The 21,425-nt window shown below is 31.2% G+C and carries 15 protein-coding genes; 6 read left to right on the top strand and 9 right to left on the bottom strand.

What is annotated here, in order from left to right:
- The first annotated feature begins 134 nt into the window (after window positions 1–134).
- Window positions 135–731, top strand: coding sequence for a hypothetical protein (locus tag CEY16_RS06450; RefSeq protein WP_238378785.1), 597 nt, complete (start codon window positions 135–137; stop codon window positions 729–731).
- 100 nt (window positions 732–831) lie between these two features.
- On the opposite strand, the gene CEY16_RS06445 is transcribed toward CEY16_RS06450, so the two are convergent.
- Window positions 832–1,092 carry a DUF6199 family natural product biosynthesis protein gene (locus CEY16_RS06445; RefSeq protein WP_101331182.1) on the bottom strand — a complete coding sequence of 87 codons (261 nt, stop codon included), beginning with the start codon at window positions 1,090–1,092 and terminating at the stop codon, window positions 832–834.
- 104 nt (window positions 1,093–1,196) lie between these two features.
- Between CEY16_RS06445 and CEY16_RS06440 the strand changes: the two genes are divergently transcribed.
- Window positions 1,197–1,607 carry a hypothetical protein gene (locus CEY16_RS06440; RefSeq protein ID WP_101331181.1) on the top strand — a complete coding sequence of 137 codons (411 nt, stop codon included), beginning with the start codon at window positions 1,197–1,199 and terminating at the stop codon, window positions 1,605–1,607.
- A 287-nt stretch (window positions 1,608–1,894) separates the two neighbouring features.
- Here the strand turns inward: CEY16_RS06440 and CEY16_RS06435 are convergent, their stop codons facing one another.
- Both CEY16_RS06435 and CEY16_RS06430 read right to left on the bottom strand, forming a co-directional pair.
- Entirely contained in the window at window positions 1,895–2,284 is a 390-nt protein-coding gene (locus CEY16_RS06435) for an RDD family protein (RefSeq protein WP_101331180.1), read from the bottom strand.
- Window positions 2,285–2,309: 25 nt separating this feature from the next.
- A complete protein-coding gene (locus CEY16_RS06430) occupies window positions 2,310–2,903 on the bottom strand; it encodes a DNA-3-methyladenine glycosylase I (RefSeq protein WP_202908610.1) in 594 nt (197 codons plus the stop codon).
- Window positions 2,904–3,134: 231 nt separating this feature from the next.
- Between CEY16_RS06430 and CEY16_RS06425 the strand changes: the two genes are divergently transcribed.
- Window positions 3,135–3,578 carry an RND transporter gene (locus CEY16_RS06425; protein ID WP_101331178.1) on the top strand — a complete coding sequence of 148 codons (444 nt, stop codon included), beginning with the start codon at window positions 3,135–3,137 and terminating at the stop codon, window positions 3,576–3,578.
- 342 nt (window positions 3,579–3,920) lie between these two features.
- Window positions 3,921–4,376 (top strand): hypothetical protein, encoded by a 456-nt coding sequence (locus tag CEY16_RS06420; protein WP_143484596.1) that lies wholly within the window; start codon window positions 3,921–3,923, stop codon window positions 4,374–4,376.
- Window positions 4,377–4,691: 315 nt separating this feature from the next.
- Here CEY16_RS06420 and CEY16_RS06415 read toward each other — a convergent pair whose 3' ends face one another.
- The 6 genes from CEY16_RS06415 to CEY16_RS06390 all read right to left on the bottom strand — a co-directional run bounded on the left by CEY16_RS06415 (window position 4,692) and on the right by CEY16_RS06390 (window position 15,300).
- Complete coding sequence (locus tag CEY16_RS06415) at window positions 4,692–6,425, bottom strand: helicase C-terminal domain-containing protein (protein WP_143484595.1); 1,734 nt, start codon at window positions 6,423–6,425, stop codon at window positions 4,692–4,694.
- Between the two features lie 744 nt (window positions 6,426–7,169).
- Window positions 7,170–8,783, bottom strand: coding sequence for a TnsD family Tn7-like transposition protein (locus CEY16_RS06410; protein WP_101331175.1), 1,614 nt, complete (start codon window positions 8,781–8,783; stop codon window positions 7,170–7,172).
- A 20-nt stretch (window positions 8,784–8,803) separates the two neighbouring features.
- On the bottom strand, window positions 8,804–10,651 hold the full coding sequence (locus tag CEY16_RS06405) for a TnsD family Tn7-like transposition protein (protein WP_101331174.1): 1,848 nt from the start codon (window positions 10,649–10,651) through the stop codon (window positions 8,804–8,806).
- Window positions 10,652–10,663: 12 nt separating this feature from the next.
- Window positions 10,664–12,307 carry an ATP-binding protein gene (locus tag CEY16_RS06400; RefSeq protein ID WP_238378784.1) on the bottom strand — a complete coding sequence of 548 codons (1,644 nt, stop codon included), beginning with the start codon at window positions 12,305–12,307 and terminating at the stop codon, window positions 10,664–10,666.
- Window positions 12,297–14,453: a Mu transposase C-terminal domain-containing protein gene (locus tag CEY16_RS06395; protein ID WP_238378783.1), complete on the bottom strand. Its 2,157-nt coding sequence runs from the start codon at window positions 14,451–14,453 to the stop codon at window positions 12,297–12,299. The genes CEY16_RS06400 and CEY16_RS06395 overlap by 11 nt, the downstream gene beginning before the upstream one ends.
- Window positions 14,437–15,300 (bottom strand): TnsA endonuclease N-terminal domain-containing protein, encoded by an 864-nt coding sequence (locus CEY16_RS06390; protein WP_238378782.1) that lies wholly within the window; start codon window positions 15,298–15,300, stop codon window positions 14,437–14,439. Before CEY16_RS06390 ends, CEY16_RS06395 begins: the two co-directional genes overlap by 17 nt.
- Before the next feature lie 282 nt (window positions 15,301–15,582).
- Between CEY16_RS06390 and CEY16_RS06385 the strand changes: the two genes are divergently transcribed.
- On the top strand, window positions 15,583–17,463 hold the full coding sequence (locus CEY16_RS06385) for a hypothetical protein (RefSeq protein WP_101331171.1): 1,881 nt from the start codon (window positions 15,583–15,585) through the stop codon (window positions 17,461–17,463).
- 217 nt (window positions 17,464–17,680) lie between these two features.
- Entirely contained in the window at window positions 17,681–21,301 is a 3,621-nt protein-coding gene (locus CEY16_RS06380) for a type IIG restriction enzyme/methyltransferase (RefSeq protein ID WP_101331170.1), read from the top strand.
- Window positions 21,302–21,425 lie beyond the last annotated feature (124 nt).

The following is a 21,425-nucleotide window of genomic DNA, read 5'->3' as shown; positions in this document are numbered from 1 at the left end:
TCTAATTATCCAAAACTACCCTTCCCCATAACTCTTTACAATTTGATTATTAGTGCTTGAATTGAAACTATTTCCATTGAAAATTCGTACTGTAGATTACTATTAAAACTCATGTTTAAAAGGGGTTATCAGATATGTTTAACATACATAAGATGGATTCTGACAGGCTTATGCCTTATATCGTTTCGACGGGACTCATTTTGTTAGTCTCCTCGATCTTTATTCCTTTCCCTGCAGTTATGTTTATACAAGATATGCTTTTCTTTTCATATGATCATTTATCATTTGTACGCCTTACCTCCACTTACTTTAGTTTTGGAGTAGGGATGGTTTGGATTGCACTTGTTCTCTTCTCATTTTTATTAACGAAGAGACATGCTGAAAAGAAAGGAAAAAAATATAAACTAACTGCCCTTCACTTTGCTTTTTTGTTATTTGGCTTCTTAATGTTCGTTTTATCTATTTATCATTATTACTATTTAGATGAAAATGGAGCTCATAGTAATTCCTTCTGGACTGTATCTGAAACGAGTATAGCTTGGACTGAGGTAGAAGAAGTTTCTAGGGTAGTCAAAGAAGACGATTATCGTGTGTTATCTTATACATTCAAAAATGATGAAAAGTCCGTCACAATCCCCTACAAGACAGAGGATACAGATACAGCCTACACTATTAAAAGTGTTGTTGAAAATTACGGTTGGGAAGTTGAAGATAACTTTACGGCTGAGTAAATAGATAGAATCAGCTTATAATAGTTGCGCCCTAATTCGTAAATGAATTAGGGCAATTGCGTTTGGAGTTATAGTTATCTAGGATTACGAGAGAAATTACTTAACGAAAAATAAATACCAACAATATCAATAGGATTATAGCCAACGCTATAATAGAACTCAATCGGGTGAAAAACACTCCATCTTCTGAAAGCTCCGGTTCACTTCTAAACATCCAGCGTTTACCAAATAAGTAGCCTTCTTCAGGTTCTTTAATCATCCAAATCAATAGAGCGATTAACGGTACAACTAACACAATGATAATAAACCATTCTGCGAAAGGATGAGGAGAGAAATCGGGAATGGGCTGTTCATTATCCATCCTGCATCCTCCTTTCCCATTTTTTCCTATTATAACAAAATCCCATCCACGAAATATTATAACGTGCAGGTAATGGACATACCATTCAACTAGGAGGTATGTATATGAAAAAAATTCTATTAGGCTTGCTGTTGATTACCTTTTTTGTCATTACTTTTACTATTGCTCTTAATTCTCAAGAGATAGTAGATCCCGAACAAGCTGAAACCCCAGTTGATAATATTAAGCAGAAAGAATCAAAAGAACTTAATCAAATATTGAGAGAAATAAGTAATGAATTACAAAATTATGAGGTGTTTTTAGAATCAGAGAAGGATTTGGAATACAGTGCTTCTAAAGGAATTACAATACCAACTACACTAGTTAGATCAAACTCGAAAAATGTTGAAAAAGCAACTGAAATGAGAGAAATGGTTGAACATATCTTTAAAAAGAACCATGGATTATTAAAGAATTTTGGCTACTCAAATGAAGTTGATATTCTTGATGATAATGGTGAAAGTATATTCCAATGACTTTAATGCATCTCTTAAATTTGAACATCAGAAATTTAGCCAGTTTGTGTTGAAACAACACAGAATTTATTTCCATCAGGGTCAGCTAGGACTACTTAATCTGCATCATCTTCATAATCCCAATCAACCATTGAAGCTCCTATTTGCAGAAGTCTTTCTACCTCTCCCTTTTGATTAATTGTGAATAGATTTAAGTGGTGTCGATGGCGATTGTCGGCATCAGAAGTAACAACTGCAATTGAATAGCCCCGATTTAAAGCATGAAAATCACCATCTTTCTTTCAACATTATATCTCCTTCACTACAGTACTTGAAAAGCGATCATGGGGAAATGATGATCCATCATTGCCTTCGAACTTTTTAGGGCTTTTTAAATAATTCAAAGTGCTTAATGTATCCCTATAACCCATTCGCTTAATGATTTGACTAGAAGTTAACTTGGATTCTTCCTCACCCTCAAGTACCAAACCCTTTTTTTTGTAACCAATCGTTTGTCCACATCCACGCAATTGTACATACTCAAGCGTCCACATGACTACGGTCGGAGTTACTAGATTGTGAAGAGATTCATTTTTCACTTTTTTTCGTAATAAATACTCAACACCAGCAGTCAAAGCACTTGAAACAGCTACATCAATCAAATATGCTTTCAATCTTTTCTTTGAAACAGAGTTCATTACAGTTCCTCCTCCAATAACATAACTACCTTTTAAAATTAATCTTAATTCTCGCTTCTTGTATTTGACGAGTGAGAAGACAGCTTATTATGTGATCATCCACCATGCCGATCGCTTGCATAAAGGAGTACATTGTTACGGGGCCAACAAATTTAAATCCTCTTTTTTTCAAATCCTTACTAAGCTGTTCAGATAGTGATGTTTGAGTAGGAATTTGCTTATCAGAAGTCCAATGATTAATAATTGGCTTGTAGTCAACATAACTCCATAAAAATGAAGAAAAGCTTTCAAATTCTTTTTGGACTTCAGTTACTGCTTGTGCATTACTTCTAACGGATTGAAGCTTCGCAAAATGTTTAATGACATTATGTTGCTCTTTTACATTCTGTAAATCTTCATCCGTTAATTTCTTGCAATAACTAATATTAAAATTACGAAAAGCTGTTTGATAAGCTTCTCGCTTAGACAACACAATACTCCATGATAACCCTGCCTGTGCACCTTCCAATGTCAACATTTCAAATATATAATTGTCGTCAGTAGAAGGAACACACCATTCATTATCATGATACATTTCCATAAGATGATTATTTCCTGGCCAAGCACATTTCATTTTCATTTACCTCTTTCCATTTAAAACTTCTCTACCAATCTGAACAAGCGATGCACATTCTAAATTAAATATTATCATACTTCATTTTTATAAGGCGGAATAATTAGTTCCATTTTCCGTATCATTAAGTTAGAAATCAAAAAATATGGTAAAATAAGTTAAATTAATCTTTTAAACAATTAGAAAGTTACATAGGAAACAAGTTAGTGATTCACTCTTTGAAGGGAGTAATACAAAATGAAAAATCAAGAAAATTTCAAAAAAATTAACTGGACAATATTCTCAATTCTTTTATTCTTAGGCGTAGTTACATTAGCATTCACACTATACGACCTATATAGCACAGCAGACACTACTTATGGTGAAGCAACACAGTCTCGTCCGGGGTTCCGTTGGGGATCACTTCATACCATCATAGCAATTATAATACTTTTGATTTCTTCATTTTTGGCTTTAGGGTGGAAAAGAATATTTCCTTTTAATGTGCCCATTGCAATTATAGTGGCTGGTTGTTGTTATATGCTAATTTTCCTCACCTTTACGATTGGCTGGGTTGGGATGCAAGGGATGGCAGGTTTTCTTATTGCATTCATAATCGGGGTAATTTTAATAATATCTTACTCGGTTTACAACTTTATTGAAATTCGCAAAACCAAAAATAAACTAGCTAGAAGTGAATGAAAAGAGAATTTTTTATAACTAATGGGAGCAAGCTTCAATGAGGAGTTCGCTCCCATTTATTTTGTGAAATATAGGAGGTCAAAAAAGCGAAAAAATATTTACCTTTTATTTCGATTGGTACCTTAGTATTAACCTATATATTTACATGTCCAACAAGAAATTAAAATACCCTTTTTATATAAAATAAAAAGTTGAACAAAATAATACAAACCAAAAATATTATAGGAGGACGATTAAATGAGAAAACTAATTATTGTGGCATTATTCTTATTCATTGCTTTTGCAATCACAAATTGACAATCTACTGCTGAAACTAAAAACAAGATAAACATGGATTACCTTGTGAAATATGGGGATGTAAAACACATTGTACCTACAACAAAGTTAACGTTAGATGCTCTTCCATTCACAGCCAAAGTTCCTGAATATTTTCCATTTAACGAAAGGCATGATGCGTTTAAAACTAGTGGGATTAATTATTTTAAAAGAGAAGGAAAAATAGAAAGTGATTTAAGATTAGACAATAGAAGTGATCCAAATGAACGTATAGAAATGATTTTCGGGAACTTCCCTCATAAAGATTACGATTTAAGTAAAAACAAAAATATTGATAATAAAACGAAGGGATACTACACAGAGACAGAAAATTATTCTACTATTTACTTTGTAGATCAGGGTATATATTACAGAATTGATTATGTTAACAAAGAAAAATTACACAAAGAAAGAAAAGAGGAATTGGAGAAAATATTTAATTCATTAACGGAGTACCAAAAAGTATTAAATTATAAGTATTAATTACAATACTGATTTTTTCGAAAAAATAAACGGTGACAAATTAATGCCACCGGTTTATTTCTATTTGTCTCTTTGATTATACGACCCGCTTGTCACTCTACAATGATTGTTGTTGCATAACAATTAAGTTATATACTCAAAAACGCTCTATTTGTTGACTTCTTGTAATTTCAAATACAATTAAGTTGTATACTAGAATTTAAATTTGCTTTTCATTTATTTTTAATTGTAATAATTAAGTTCTAAACTAATTTTATAAGAAATATTTGTAACAACATTAAACTTTAACAGCGACTTTATATAAAAAGGAGTCACTTATTTAATGAATTGAGTTTGAAAAAGTCTCTTCGTAAATATTTGAACTTCTTCAAAATCTTCTGTTACGTTTCGAATAGGTAAAGAGTTAAGTACAGGAACACGATACTGATTATTTGCCTGTTTGCTCAATCGGCTATCTAGGATGGCAATAATTCCTTTATCCGATTCCTTACGTATAAGCCGACCCACACCTTGTCTAAGTTTGGTTATCATTTCTGGAACCATAACTTTATCAAACCCGTCTGAATCGAACAAAGACATTTTATAATTTAAAATAGGATCTGGAACAGGAAAGGGAAGTTTAAATACAATTAAGTTACTTAAGGATTGACCTGGAATGTCTATCCCTTCCCAATATATTCCGGAAGATAATAAGATGGAATGCTCATCTTCTTGGAAAGCAGTCTTCGTTTTATTCTGTGAACTGCCATCTTGCTGAACAAAAATGGTCCAAGGTAATTGTTCATCTACTAATTTTTTATAGACAAAGTTCATATCTTCTTTGGAAGTGAAAAGAATCATCGTCCTTCCCTCAGTTAATTGAATTAGTAATAAAATTTCCTGGATGGCTTTTTCCCTAAAGGTCTCATAATTTTGGTGTATAGGTTTCGGTAGATGATCTGGTATATAGATTAAGGAATGCGCATCATAATCAAAAGGAGATTTAAGTGGATTTGCAAGTTCAAGTTGACTGTACTTTAGAAAATCTAATCCAGTTGAATTAACTAAGTAATCATATCTATCGTAGTTGTCATTCCCTTCTGTGGACATAGTGGCAGAAGTAAGTATAGTATTGGGTTTATCCTCTTCAAAGAAATAATTCGCAATTTCTTCATTTACATTCTTCGGAACAGAGTTAATTGTTATGTTGTGTGAGTTTAATTTACCTACTTGTTCAATCCAAATAATATGATGTTCATTTTGCTTTAATATCTCTATAAAAGTTAAGAATTCTTCTATTGCGGTAGTACTAGCTTCAAGTTCCTCACTTGTAGTATCTAATAATTGAGCAGAGATATTGTAGTCGTTTAACTCTTTTTTAAGGGCTATTAAATTGGTTATTGCTTCGGGATTTATTTCATATCGATTGGTTTCTAAACCAGCTTTTAAATGAGAGCTTTGTTGAGAAACACATTGATTTAGTAATTCTTGAAAGAACTTATTAAGTTCGGTTTCTATTTTATCTTTTTGCTTTCGAGTTTCATTGTACCTAGGAGAACGCCTCAGAAAACGATCCAATACCTTTAAGAGATAGATTAATTTACTTTTTTTCCAACTTTCTGTTAAAGAAGAACGCGCTTTTTCCTCTAAATTATGTGCTTCATCAATTACAATTATCTCAGTATCAACTGGGAACAATGGCCTTCGATCTTGCATTTTTAATTTTTCATTTGCAATTAATTGGTCGTGATTAGTAACGATAACAGAATTTCCTTGTGCGATGTTATTCCTTAAATGAATAAAATCACACATTTCATAGAATGCACAATTTCTATGTTTGCATTTTTTTACATTTACTTTTTCCCATTTTTCATCTAGTTCAGGAAAGCTTTCAACTAGTTCTGAACGATCCCCATTAAGACCTTCTAAGTCTTTCACCCAACTAGGTGGATTATTATTGTAATGAGTATGTAATCTATCTAAACAAAGGAAATGAGATCGACCTTTAGCGAGAACTGGATGGACAGGGTAGTTCATTAACTTACTTACTTGATAGATGTCTTTAATCAATTGTTCCTGCAAGGAAATAGTGGCAGTGGAAAGAACGATTGAAAATTTAAATCTGCGTTGTGCTTCATTTTGCAAGTGAAGTAGAGGAACTAAATAGCCAAAGGATTTACCTGTTCCAACACCAGCCTCTATAACAAGTGACTTATTTTCTTGTTTTTTTAATGTATGTAATATTTTTTGAGCATATGTAAGTTGTGGTTCTCGAATGGAGTACCCTTGTTTAGGTAAGGTTTGTTTGAAGAACTTGTTGATGACATCAGATTCAATATTGTCTATGTCTTCTCTAGTAAAGTTCAGTTTAATCCCTCCTGTATGTTTATTCTAAATTAAGAACAAGCGTTCTTTTTCATTATACCATAGACTCTACTAGGTTAAGGTGGAATTACGAACAATAAATTTCCATATATACCATTTTTTATACAAGTAGCTATCCAAATATAATACCAAAGGTGAATTTTCCGAAAAAAAAAAACGGTGACAATTAATCACACCGTTTATTTCTATATTTTACCACAATATTTTTATGTCTTTGATTATATAACCTTTTTGTAAATTATACGACTCCTTAGTCACTCCACACAAAACCTGTTAATGAATAATTAAGTCATATACTTTAACAAGTGCTAAAATATTGATTTTAATACATTCCTAATTAAACTTACTTAAACCATTATTCAAAGGTTAATCAAAAGAAGTAAACAATCTTTAATAGCAGACAGCAGACTAGCATTTAAAAGCCTAACTTCACCCTTTATAAATATCCATATTTTTGTCCATCCTGTCCATTGCTTCATCCATCTTTTTATCACTTCTTCCCTTGAAGAAGTCACCTGTTAATTTTAAATAGTCAAGTTCTATATATAGATCGTAACAAGTTAGGAATAAATCGTCTTTAACTAAATTAATTATAGCAGGGTCAAATTCATTCTTCACATAATCAAATACCAACCGATCTCGCTCATCCCAATCAATATCAATACTATTTGTTTCTAAGTCCCTATACCAATCAAATTTTCTTAAATTAGAATGCTTGTACTTATAAGCATATAGCTTGAAATCATGATGCTTAAGTTCAGCTTTAGGGGCTCCGGGGTATTGTTCTATTAATTCTTCCCACTTTCTCTCATAGTAAAGTGTTTCCTCATGGCTAAACAAACCTACTAATTCTCTCATTAGAAACTTTTCAACCTCTAATGGATGTGCATCTATTATTTTACTTATTTCATCAACTGGACGGTTTTCCTCAAATAATAAATATTTCATACATTCCCCATAATGTAGTCCATATCTGTTTACAAACTTACTAATTTTATTATTTTTAAAAGTTTCCTCTATAACAAAACCACAACTACAAAAGGTTTTGAGTCTAATGCCATATTTAAAATAATTGAATTCATAGTTATAACATTTCTCATTACAAAATGGGCTCTTACATTTAAACGGCTTAGAACCTAGTGGGGAAGTAAATTTAGTATCGACTATACTTTCTAACTTTTCCTCGAAAAATAAATATATCATGACAAAACATATAGGCTCTCTTGCTTTTAACATTCTTTCAGAATCAGAAAATAAAGGGGAGTTAGACTCATTTATATTATTTTCTAAATATTGAATGAGTTCATTAGAATAGATACGGGAAAAATCTTCATTAAAAGCTTTAAATGTATAATATCCGTTCATGTCAGTATAACCATTTGAATAGAAAAGAGAGTACATTTTTTCTTGATAGTCATTAAAATCAATATGATATGTAGAACTGTTCATCTTAATCAATTCAATTGTTATTCTGTGTAACAACTCAATGTGTCTGGAATTAAGATTTGGTATAGGATTTTCTATTTCAGCATCGTTTATATCAATTAAGTCATTATGTTTTTCATAAGTATTCACACTGGATTTGATCAGTATCTTCCTATGCTTATAGCACGTAACAACGCCTGGCAGTTGGTGGGTACAATGCCAATATGCCTCACCATACTTATAAATATCTTCATTCTTACATGATTCACAAAATTGAAGCTTGTTCCCTAATGTATTAAAATCTCTCGGAATTTTTTTATTTTCTCCAAGCAAAAATTCCTTGAGTCTCTTTTTATTTCCATCCTCTTCAAGGAAGGAGCAAATATTATAAAGTGTGTGGTTAAGTATAATTTGTTCCTTGTCTATAAAGTCGAAATGTAATAACTTTGATGTGTTTAATTCTAACCTGTGGGGTAACAAACGATTTGTAGCTGAACTGATATTCTTAAGATCTGAATTAAGATGGACTTTCTTTGTTATTCCCATATGCTTTTTATACCTTGCTAAAACACTATACCAAAGCTCATCAGGATAAGGTTCTGGGAAATAAGTAATCATAGTGTAATTACCCCTTTTAATTATATTAATTCTTTTATTTCATTGAATATATAGTGGCGTAATTCTTCATCCATATTTTTAATACCTGCAACCCTCCTAACCTTCCAAACCCTAAGTGGTTCGCCACTCTTAATCATTTCATCAATTGCCCATGTAATTTTTCTATAATGAAAATCTCTAATATTTTCACTATTTTCTTCAATCTTTCTCTTAAGACTCGGTAAATAATCTAATTTCTTTTCTATTAACGATAAATTTCCCAAAGCAATTCCAATTCTTCTCTTGGTTATTCTAATGGGAGGGGTATCTTTTTTAAGTTGAGTTATGATTGTTGGCACTTCTTTAGACATAACTTCGTCTCTATGTCCCCATTCGACACGAACGACACTTTTGCGACTTTTCTTCACTGTTGTAGAGTTCTTAAAGAACCAATTCTTTTCATGTCGATATAACCATATATACAAAGCAGGATTGAGCTTCCTTAATTCAGTTTTAGTTTTCAGAGGATGCTTACTTATGAGTTGTAACCATTCACTCTTTTTCGTAATACTAAGATCTCTAATTTGGCTCAAATCATTGTTTTTTGAACACCTTATTTTTTCAGATGCGTATTTAATTACAGTGTTCGTATCTACATTAAAATCCCTTGCACATTGGCGATAGCTTATTCTATCTTTGTATATTTTTCTTCTTACTTCGTTAATCCACACATCCCCATATTTCTTTACTCGACCTATTCTAAATTTATCTTCTTTCTCTTGATCTGGACCTTTTCTACAATATTCAAAACCGCAATTGCAAGAAAATGTGCCAATCGGATTCCCCGTTTTGGAACAGCGTGTAACATAAACATTATTTATTTTATATTCTTTATAATGGTTTGATGCGGGATTTAAACAAGGATACGGTGGGAGACCAAATGGTGTTGAATTTAATTCATTCATTTTATAAACTGAATTTACAGTTTCACCAAAAAAGTTTATAAGGAGCATGTGTCTAAGCGGATGAAAAGCTTTCCGATGTTTCCGTGTAATAGTTTTTAACCAACATGTTTGTTTATAAGGCTCTATTTTAGACTGTAATTGTTCTAAGAATTCTTCACCATAAAAATCAATAAAATCTTTAGCTAATTTCTCTTGATAAACAAACCCTTTAGGACTTATATACCCATGAAGGAATAATAATTTCTTGTATATCAAAGCTATAGTCCCAATTTCAAATGAATACTTACCACTGAGTAGTTTGAGGCTCTCTTCTGCAAGATATTTCAAATGGATCTTCTCAGTGCCACTATATTCTTTAACATCAAGATAATAGATATCATTAAGAGAAGGAAGTTGAGAAAATTCAAAATCCTTATTCCTAAATAATACTGAACTTGAGTACAATGACTTACTATGTTTTAAACAAATTTTAACGCTGGGTAGTTGAAAGCTTAATCTCCAAAAAGCCTCACCTTTTTGTTCTAAATCTTCCTTTAAACAATCTGGACATAACTGCAAATTCTTATGATCTTTAATGCTATTGGCTACTTGACCAAAAGACGTATGGATATTTTGATATTCTTTTGTGTTCGTTAGATAATTAATCACTTTCTTACCTTTAGATTTGTTAAAAGCATGATAATAGTTAAAGAATGTATGCTTTTTCACTAACTGTTTTGTATTCTTCCAAATATTAAAATGACATGTGACTTGCCATAAATACGACAAATCCGTTGGCAAATCTGGAGATACTTTGACCTTCTTTTTTCCAACCAATTCTTTAAGTGTAGTTTTAACTTCTGTATTACCACTCATGATATGATACCTAGTCAATATACTATAAAGTAGCTCATCATCATAAATGGTAGGAAATTGACTTAACAATGTTTCAGCTCCTCACAAAAAGTCTTCACTCGGAGAAGCTATATACCCTTTTTCTAACAATGATTCATAGGCAGTTTGCTTCTGGTTCCTCCCATTTTCTATAACCGATTTCAACCGGCATTCAAGTCCCTTTTTATCTTTATTAGTTGGTTCTCGTGTTTCTTCTTTCTTTTTCTCAACCTGTGATAAAACCACCTGCATTAATTCAGTTTCCTTATAGTTTTTCTTCTTTTTAATTATTGACTCAGTTGTTTGTTCTGCAATTTCTGGCTCAATTCCCAAATTCACAAGCGACATTATTACTTTAGCAGATATTGAACGATTCTCGTTTTGGACTTTCTTTTGTTCATCAATAGCTTTACTTCTCATTTTTTCTTTGATGTTTTCATACTCAATTTGTTCATTGATATAATTTTCAACATCAAATGGATTTAAATCATCATACAGCAACAGTCGATTTATGTCACCTTTTTTTAAAGCATCAATCATTGGTTTAACTATACTTAATTCATTATTAATAATGCTTCTAATTAATGGTTCGGTAATTGTTTCTAAGCCTGTAACTATTGCGTTAGTTTGGGCAATCATATAGATTTTAATAGCTATATCTTTTATTCCTTGGCTTTCTTCATATAGAATTTTGGAAAAATCCTCGGTAAGAGGTGTAACATTTTTAGTCCACTGATATTCCCAAAGACTCATCATAAAGACGTCCCAGTTTTCGTCCCTATTCATTTGCTGCCATACAATGTTACCAACATCAGCTGAACGTCTAGCCTGTCGAAAGTCCTTCTGTAAGAGCCCTTTAGCTTTCATTGTTCCAACTATAACAACTGATATACCTATTTCATTAACTATAGTCACAAAGAAATTCATCATTTGCTCAGGAACGTCACCTTTAGAGGTGAGTAAATGCTGAATTTCATCTATTACGATAACACTTATCCCGTGCAGCTTCGCTAAATGACCCATATGTATTATCATTGAACTAATAGAGTTTCTCTTGTGACCAAACTTATATAAATAATCAGAGCCAATTAATTCATCAATCTTCTGAAAGAATGACATACATAAGGTTTTTAATGATCCATCATGAGGACAGTTTAATTTTATCCATACTATTTGAATAACATTAAGGCCCTCACGATGAACAATAACCTGTGGGTAAAGCGCCAATATCATTTCAATTGAAGAAGATTTCCCAACTCCGGGATAACCAATAATAGAAAAACTTAACGAAGCTGGACGGAGGTCTCTATTCAATGTTAAGTCTTGGGATCCGGTTGATAATTTACTATAGAGTTCACTAAGAATTTCAATGTGTTCTTTTTCTAAAGGATTTCGATTAATATAACTATGCCTAATTATCTTGGAGAATGTCTTTTCCAATTCTAAAGTTCTTTCAAGCGGTTCAAATACTCTTTTTAAGCGCAAGATCGCATGAAGTCTCTGATGAACGGGTAAATTCCGCTCTTCATTATCATAAGGGGGATAATAACTTAATAACTCATAAGCTTCTTCAATAGACAGAATAGGGGGGAGGGCCTCAATAAAGGGGTTTCCTTGATATTCAGTTAAGTTCTGTTTTAAATACGTAGCTTTTATCCCCATTTTCCCATTATTAAACCTTATAAAATTATCTTCGTTATTCCTCATTTTTTCGTTTCATCCTTTTTTTCATATACAGATCTTTTACTGAAGGTTGCTTATTATTCAACTTAACAACATTGCTTTTACTTTCATTCTGTTTTGGAGGTTCAGAACTTAATTCATTTTCTTGACTTAATTTAAAATATTCATCTTGTCTAGTCATCAATTTGTCCATTTTTCTATTTCTTCGAATCCCTTTTGTTTTTTCTGAATTCGATTTTACAGGCGCATACTTTTCTGATTCGTTCTTCTTTTGTTCTGCTTCTCGTACAATGGATTCTATAGTCTCCATAAAATTTACCTCGTTTTGTAAAATATCAAATTTTGAATTTGAGTAATTGACTTTTTCATTATCAAAAAGCTGAAGGATCTCTTCATATGTTCTACTTTTATAACTTTCTTGATGCTCCAATAAGCTACAAACTTCAAATGGATATTTGGGGTCATCTTTATGAATAAAAATTTGATCTAAGTTTCTTGGATCATAAGAGATTTTAACTTTCCAGGTCCCATCTTGTCTTGCCTTTGAAAACCAAGAGTGTTTTAATGCTGAAGCACAATTATATAACAGCTTTTTAAATTTTATACCTTTTGCTGTCACAGAAGCTGTATGAGTTGGTAACAAATAAAATTTTAATATATCTTCATCTACTTCTTTTAACTTACCGGTTCGATTCTTTATTCCCCAACTCCAAACATTTAGTGGTGTAGGCTTAACTTCATCACGAATCATCTCATTATCTCTAGTATAATTAGCCATATATAAATTCTTGTTGTGATGCAGAATAAAATGAATAATGATTTCTGTGTATTTTTCAATGGTTAATGCTGCGTCAACTCTATAATCTCTCATGCCTCTTTCCCTATAAGTCGTATCAACATACCCCGGTAAAAATGGCTTTAAATTCGATTGAGATTTATCAAGTAGCTTTTCTACAATCCCTTTCCAATCTGGTCTATATGCTGGATTTAGTTCAATACTAATGTTTAATCCATTAATTGCTTGATTTATATTTAGACCTTCTAACTCTCCTCTATCGCCCACAATTGTTTCTGGTAACCCTTGAGAGGGCCAGTCCTCTTTGGTTATAGTGATTCCATACTTTCCGCAAAATTCTTGTTTATTTGAAGCTGTATTATATAATGCCATCATCATACCAATCCAGGATGGCCCCTCTAATCCAACGTACATGCCTACTATCATTCGACTATAAACATCTATTACTAAATATAAAACTGGCCGACCAATAATCCATTCCTGATTGTATCTAGAAACTAGGTAAACATTACAGGGTGTTGCATCTATTTGGTACTTAGACCCAGGACCAAACACTTCGTAAGTAGAAGATCCCAACAAAGCTCTTGAATCTCTTTCAAATGCTTTGAACCCTTCACGCTTTTTAATACCTTCATCTGGTGAGATCAAATTACGGTACCAATAACGAAACTGATTTATTGATGGCAGCTCTTCTTCGTCGTTTAAAATGACATGTTCACGACCATCTTTAAAATATATATCTATTGCATAAAACTCTCTAATCATCATTTTATATGCGTACGATAAACTATTCTTTTTGTGGTTCAAATAATACTTTTTATACGCTCTCTTGAATATCTCTTGGGTTTGTTCATCAATATTACGGGTTCTGTAACCTTTGGAATTAGGACGACCACCTTTTCTATTCTCTTTAGGCGTATTTCTACCTACATTGTCATAGTCAGGTAGTAAACACTCCTTGGTTTTGCCCCTTTGCCAATATTTCCTTAAATATTTATAGACAGTTACCTTGGTTGTTCCGTGTTTTTGAATAACCCTATCTATATATTTACCTCTTTTATTCCTTGAATATATGTCTGGTTCCAAAGAGATAATGTCTGAAATAACCTCCCAAGCTTTGTCCTTCTTCTCTATATCTTTCTGAGAAGGGTTTCTATAAATGTGCTTTTTAGCATGTTCATCTTCTCTAATCTTACTATTATCACCCGTTATTATACCTTGAATTATTTCAGCCACTATAATCTTTCTAGGTAGAGCATTTTTTGCATCTATATCAATTACATAACCAATAGTATTATTGCTATCTATCCAAAGAACTCTATAGTTTATCTCATTTGTTTTATCCCTTATAATTTCATTAACTAATAAATCCATTATTTATTTCACCCTTATATAAAACTTGATCAGGTATTTCAACTTCCTCCAACAGGACGTTTCTAGGAACGAAGTTCTTATACATGTCAATAGATATTTTCTTTGTTGCGATCAAGTGTCGTATGTAATTAAGTGATGTTCCCATTGAAGAATTGTTCAATTCATCAAATTGATCCGCTAAATCTATTAAATTCCAATACCCATTAGTGTTTTTCTTTTCAACTAAATATTTTACAAGTCTTTGTGCATCCTCTTCGTGCTCCTGGTTTTCTAAATGAAAATATTTATGCACATTCATAATGTTCTTAGCTAAAGGGGTTGAAATATCTTTTTCAGTAACAATTGCCCAATTTATACCTTTCTGATACCAATACTCCGCCTCAATCTCAAACTTCTCAATTACCCTAGGGTCTTCAAGTTGTGAACTAGGTTTTACTTGTCTAGCCAAAAAGGTTTTCTTACCTCTAGAAACAACAGTTATCATAAAATCAGTAGTAAATGGTATAAAACAATCCGTACTATGATCACATGGATGCTTTGCTCCTAACTCTGCTGCAATATCAGCAGTCATTGCTCTATCTAGGATTGGATATTGTTCTCTTATATCTATTACCTTTTCTGACCATTCTAGGATGAAAAAATAAAACTTTTCTAAGTCTGAAAAGTATTCATGCATCCTGTCTGTCTTCCAACCATGCAATCGAGGGCTATTTCCTTTAGTGGAAAAGCTTTGTGTTGTTAGCCACGGTTTATAATCTTTTAATTCACCCTGACCTCTACCTTCACTTATATAACGTTCAATTTTCTTTTCTGACCAACCCATCTTTCTTTTTGACAAATAAATCACCTACTTTCAACAAGATCTTATTATTAATTATAACAAAATTCTGAATATTAGCGCAATATATTGTGCTACTTTTTCCATAAACACACTATATATAGTATCAGTTAAGGTGATTTATATTATTCCATAGTTATAAACATTTAAGTCATGGTATTGTATTTTCTGGAAATTATATTTAAACTTACATTAAGTTGTTTGCTTCTTTTTTGTGAACAGACATTCCCTAAAAATTATTTAAATACGAATGGTTGGTTTCTCGTTTTTATTAGGAGGGAGGAAATATTTTTGAATGACAATAACTTTCATATTGATTATCACAATATATTATTCATGTATTTGAGAAGACGTTTCAACCGAAAAGAAAGACTGAAATTAAGTAGAAAAACTGTTAAATTCATAACATTTAAGTATTTTGAAAAAAGTCCATTCGCTAATTCGGATGATGCTTTAGAGATTATTCACGAGCTCCAAACACTTCTTGAGGATAAAATGAAATCAGTAATATCGGAAAAAAGCACTTACTATTGGCTTCATTTATATAGAAGAATTGGACCTATAGCATCGTTCAGAAATGAATCAAGTGTAACAGTTTGGCTTTATAGAAATATATTAGAAACAGCTTTTTTTAAGTATGGCAAATCATATACAAATTCAGAACTTGTATATGGTACAGCAAAAAAGCCTATCGATATAAGTAAGGTAGCATCTGGAAATTATTTAGAAGCAATCAGGCAGGCTAACATAGGTGACTTCCTCCCAAAAAACTTATATGGTATTTTCTTAGGTGAATTTGGAATAAATGAACTTAATGAAATATATTCATTAGAAGCTTTAGCATTTGAATACTGGTATACAACTGTATGTGAAAGAAGGTTAAATAAAGGGGGAACACTACATGTTCAGTCTGATTATTTATGGGTAGGGAATGATGAAGAAACAGAAAAGCTTATGAAAATTTACGATGAAAGAGGCGGAACTATAGATGACCTTGTATCAAGAACAGGTTCTGCTCTATCGAATTTCAAAGCTACATCAGAAACAGTATCCTTCTTACCGAAATATAATACACAAAGAATTTCCACCAAAATATTTCCGTCTCACGTTCTGTTTGGCTTACCTCTTGAAATAGAAGATAGTCTTACTCAAAGTCCTATCCCAAATTTCATTTGGTTACCATTTGATTTCTTATATTATTATACCTCACATGAGTTTTTAGAAAATGAATTCGAAAATACATATAATTTTACACTTAAATCGTTTGTTTATATTTGTTATTTAGTTGTATCAGAAGCAATTTTCAAATGTATCATTCAAGAAGAAGATTCATTGAAAGTTCATTACACATTAGAAATGATTAAAAGATCGTATAAATATATATCTTCAATTGACAATTATACAGATGAGCTTTTAGTTATGTCCAAGAATGAAAACTTTAAAAAATTCATTCCTGCACAAAATGATATAAGTCGAAATGAGATTAAAAGTGTCCTGAAAGAACTAACTTTAAATAGAAGTAACTTAAGTCAAATAAATCTTAAGACGATGAGTCCAAGACCTTTACTAATTCCTAATCAAATGAAAGGCTCTAATTACATAGTTGATTACTCCGCTCTTTTACCAATATTGTTATCTATAACTGATATTATTGGAGCAGATGAAACTAAAAAGGGACATCTGTTTGAGGAATATGTTAGAAATAAAATTAGTGAAAATAGTTTTAATATTTGGGTATCTCAAAAAGAACTTAAACAAAAAGATGGATCAAAAAAAGAAATTGATGTGAGTTTTATATATAAAAATGTATTATTTATATGTGAATGTAAATCCAATAAAATGTCTTTAATGTATGGAACTATTGGTGATAAGAAATCGTTAGATCATCGTAAAATGAAGATGCTAAAAGCATTAAAACAGGTTGATGTTAAAGCTACTTGGCTTTCAAAATCAAAAGTTGGAACTAATTATGAGGTTCCGAGTGAAATCGATTATATAGTTCCATTAGTCATATCACCGTTTACAGAATATATATGGAACTATTCAGATCACCTATGGCTGAATCATGAAACCCCTAGAATATTATTGCCTTCAGAAATAATCGACTTTAATTATGATGCGAATATAAAACATATTTTAAATCAAGGATATGTCCATAGTTTTTTACGATAATGACAGGCCAATGAAGTGAAAAATGGAAGTGTAGACTAGTCAATTAAATATTAGTCTTAAGAACTAACTAGGCAAAAGAGTTAGTGAGGTTTAAGCGGGATAATTGATAAGACAACTAATAACTTTTGTGGCGGTGGATTCTCTATTGAGCCGAGATAATGTTAAAATTTTATATAAGTTTTTAAATTAAAAAATGTAATTGGGGGAAGGGCACACAATGGAAAACAATATTTATACACCTAGGCAATCGTTGAACAAAGCTTTTTTAAAAGAGAAACCAGGTCGTGATGAATTTGATAGCTTTAAAAGAAATTTTAGAACCTTATTAGAAAGTGTTAGTGTCGGGGAAACAGAAGAGTACCATAAGAATTTAATAACACAGTTTTTAAAAGACACATATTATAAAAATCAATACTTCATAAATACTAAAGGCAGAAGTGATTTAGTAATTTATAACGGAAAAGATACTAGTCATACAGTAGGTGTAATCTTAGAAGTTAAAAACCCATCAAATAATGCAGAAATGTTAAGTAAAGACAATATTAATGTTAAAGCAATGCATGAGCTTTTGCTTTATTATTTGAGAGAAAGAGTAGTAAATCGTAATTATGAAATCAAACAAATTATCGCTACCAATCTTAATGAATGGTTCATATTTGATGCAAACATTTTTGAGAATGCATTTGCTAATAACAAAGAATTAATAAACCAGTTCATGGACTTTGAAAATCAGAGATTAAGCGGTAGCACTACTCAATTCTTTTATCAAAATATAGCCAAACCAGCAATAAAATCTGTAATTGATAATCTAGAGTTCACTTACGTCAATATCACAGATGGTTTAAAACTAGTTAACAATGAAAACAATGAGAAAAAACTAATTACGCTTTATAAACTATTCTCACCGACACATTTACTCAAGTTACCGTTTTCAAATGATAGCAATAATTTAAACAAGAAATTTTATACCGAATTATTATACATAATTGGTCTATCTGAAAAAGCTGATAACGGAAAAAAGATAATACAAAGAATGCCCACCCAAAAAAGAAACAATGGCTCCCTTATGGAAAATACCATAATGCAAATCGAAAGCCTAGATAAACTTTCTAGGCTTGAAAAGCCGCATAGATTCGGCAAAACTAATGAAGATAGGTTGTTTAACGTTTCTCTTGAACTCGTTTTAAATTGGATAAATAGGGTGCTTTTTATGAAATTACTTGAAGGACAATTAGTAAATTTCCATAAAGGCGATCAAAGCTATTTATTCCTAAACTCAAAAAAGGTTAGGAACTTTGATGAGCTGAATAACTTATTTTTTAACGTATTAGCTAAAGGTACCCACAAAAGAAATGATGAAGTTACCAAAAAGTTTAAGACAGTACCATACTTAAATAGTTCTTTATTTGAACCTACAGAGCTTGAACACTCATGTTTTACCATTAGTCAATTACGTGATCAAACGCTTCCTATCTATCAGCAAACTATATTACTCGATCATAAAGGAAAAAAAAGAACAGGCGAACTTGATACATTACAATATTTATTTGAATTCTTAAATGCCTACGATTTTAGTTCTGAAGGTAATGAAAAAATACAAGAACAGAGTAAAACAATAATTAATGCTTCAGTTCTAGGGTTAATCTTTGAAAAAATAAATGGATATAAAGATGGTTCATTTTTTACCCCTGGTTATATAACTATGTTTATTTCTAGGGAGACTATTAGAAGAAAAGTTGTTCAAAAATTTAACGAAACTAAAGATTGGAATTGTAACAACTTTAATGAATTATTTAATAAAATTACTGATAAAAAAGAAGCTAATGACATTATAAATAGTATTAAAATATGTGATCCTGCAGTAGGGTCAGGTCACTTTTTAGTTTCTGCCTTGAATGAATTAATTGCTATAAAGAGTGATCTTAAGATTCTTATTGACAAAAGTGGTAGAACGCTTCGTGATTATCACCTTGAAGTAATTAACGATGAATTAATAATAACTAATGAAGATGGAATATTATTTGAATACCACCCTACTAATAGAGAAAGTCAAAGAATCCAAGAGACGATATTTAGAGAAAAGAAATCCATTATAGAAAATTGCCTTTTTGGGGTTGATATTAACCCAAACTCCGTAAACATCTGTAGACTTAGGTTATGGATTGAATTGTTGAAGAATGCCTATTATAAAGATAATGGTAATTCAACTGAGCTAGAAACATTGCCTAATATAGATATCAATATTAAATGGGGGAATTCGTTAGTTAGTAGATATCCCTTAGATGCGCCTTTGGGAAAAATAACAAAAAAAAGCAAACTAAATGTATCAGAATATCTAAAAGCTGTAGATGATTATCGTAACGCAACAAACAAAGAAGAAAAGAGGAGCTTAGAGATCCTTATATCTGAAATCAAAAACAATTTTGAGAGTAATGTTACTTTTCCTGATCAATTAAAATTATCGGACCTTGAAAAAAAGCTATTTTTAATTGAAAACCAAACCTCTTTATTCGAATTATCAAGGAAAGAAAAGATAGAGAGAAACAAAAACATAAAAAGCTTAAAGAATCAAATTAATAGCCATAAGAAAAAAATTGATGATATTAAAAGTAATAAGATGTATGAAGAATCATTTGAATGGAGATTCGAATTCCCAGAAGTTCTTGATAATAAAGGAAAGTTTATTGGGTTTGATATTATAATTGGTAATCCACCATATGTTTACAGAAAGGCTGATTTAACTAAATCATTAAAAGATTATTATAAAACTAATTATTTTAATGTTGATGGTAATTTTGATTTATATAAATACTTTGTAGAGCGCTCGGTTCAACTTTTAGCTCCTAATGGTTATAATTGTCTAATAACTAATTCTTCATTTTTGCTACAGCAATCTTTTAAGAAAACTAGAGAGTATATTTTATATAATTCTACTCTAGAACTAATTGCTCCATTAGGTCCTAACATATTTAAAGAAGCTACAGTGGACACTGTTATATATCTAATTAATAATAATCCTAAAGAAAAGGCTCTAAAACAAGTTAAAGTTATTCCAATGAATAAAACAAAAAGTACTAGTATAAATAAAGATTCTTACTATATCGATCAAAGAAGATTTTTCCATAATGAGAATTATGCTTTTGATTGTTTACTTAATGAAAAAGGACACAACTTGGTTCATAGATTATTTAATGAATTCCCTCCAATCGAACATGGCTTTGATTTTGGTGTTGGTATTAATACTGGGTATATTAAGAATGAGCTCACTGATGTAAGTAAGGTTGATAATAGGTATCATCCTATGGTACCAGGCAGTGGAATCTCAAAATACGGCGAAGTAAGAACTGATGGATATATAATGTATGATAAAGAATTTGTGAAATCTCAAGGAAAATTAGGTAGAGCTCTTCCATCAGAAAAGTTTTTTTACGAGCCAAAGATTCTAATAGTGAGAACAAGAAACCTTTCATTAAATGATAGGATTATTGCAACTATTGATACTGAGAAAAAATACAATTTAAATAGGCTAAGCAATATAATAGCCAAGGAAGGGTTTAACATTTATGGACTTTTAGGTATTTTAAATTCAAGCTTATTCAATTGGTTATTCTCAAAACGATATCTTGACTATGAAATAAAACCAATTTATCTAAGAAAGGCTCCACTAGCAAATTCTAATGATTCTGAGTTAATAACATTAGTTGGGAAAATAATGTACTGCAATAAAGAAAGTACAGAGTATAATAAACTTAAAAAACAAATAGATGATATTGTTTTTAATTTGTATAACTTAACAGATGAAGAGCGAGCTTTGATAAAGAATGATCTTAACAAATAAAAATCGAGGATAAAATTAGCAATAGGTTTCGTTCAGAGGTGTGCACAGGTTAAACATATATTATTTCACAAGTGAATTCTCAGTTAGAATTCACTTGTTTTATTTTGGTGTTATACAAGGTTTT

It is taken from the genome of Halalkalibacillus sediminis (assembly GCF_002844535.1).
Taxonomy (GTDB): Bacteria; Bacillota; Bacilli; order Bacillales; family Alkalibacillaceae; genus Halalkalibacillus_A; species Halalkalibacillus_A sediminis.
This window is presented reverse-complemented; position numbering and strand designations above follow the sequence as displayed.

Excerpts from the sequence above, each read along its gene's own strand:
- CEY16_RS06450 (WP_238378785.1), top strand. The coding sequence starts at position 135 with ATGTTTAACATACATAAGATGGATTCTGACAGGCTTATGCCTTATATC.
- CEY16_RS06445 (WP_101331182.1), bottom strand. The coding sequence starts at position 1,092 with ATGGATAATGAACAGCCCATTCCCGATTTCTCTCCTCATCCTTTCGCA.
- CEY16_RS06440 (WP_101331181.1), top strand. The coding sequence starts at position 1,197 with ATGAAAAAAATTCTATTAGGCTTGCTGTTGATTACCTTTTTTGTCATT.
- CEY16_RS06435 (WP_101331180.1), bottom strand. The coding sequence starts at position 2,284 with ATGAACTCTGTTTCAAAGAAAAGATTGAAAGCATATTTGATTGATGTA.
- CEY16_RS06430 (WP_202908610.1), bottom strand. The coding sequence starts at position 2,903 with ATGAAAATGAAATGTGCTTGGCCAGGAAATAATCATCTTATGGAAATG.
- CEY16_RS06425 (WP_101331178.1), top strand. The coding sequence starts at position 3,135 with ATGAAAAATCAAGAAAATTTCAAAAAAATTAACTGGACAATATTCTCA.
- CEY16_RS06410 (WP_101331175.1), bottom strand. The coding sequence starts at position 8,783 with ATGATTACTTATTTCCCAGAACCTTATCCTGATGAGCTTTGGTATAGT.
- CEY16_RS06400 (WP_238378784.1), bottom strand. The coding sequence starts at position 12,307 with ATGAGGAATAACGAAGATAATTTTATAAGGTTTAATAATGGGAAAATG.
- CEY16_RS06395 (WP_238378783.1), bottom strand. The coding sequence starts at position 14,453 with ATGGATTTATTAGTTAATGAAATTATAAGGGATAAAACAAATGAGATA.
- CEY16_RS06380 (WP_101331170.1), top strand. The coding sequence starts at position 17,681 with ATGGAAAACAATATTTATACACCTAGGCAATCGTTGAACAAAGCTTTT.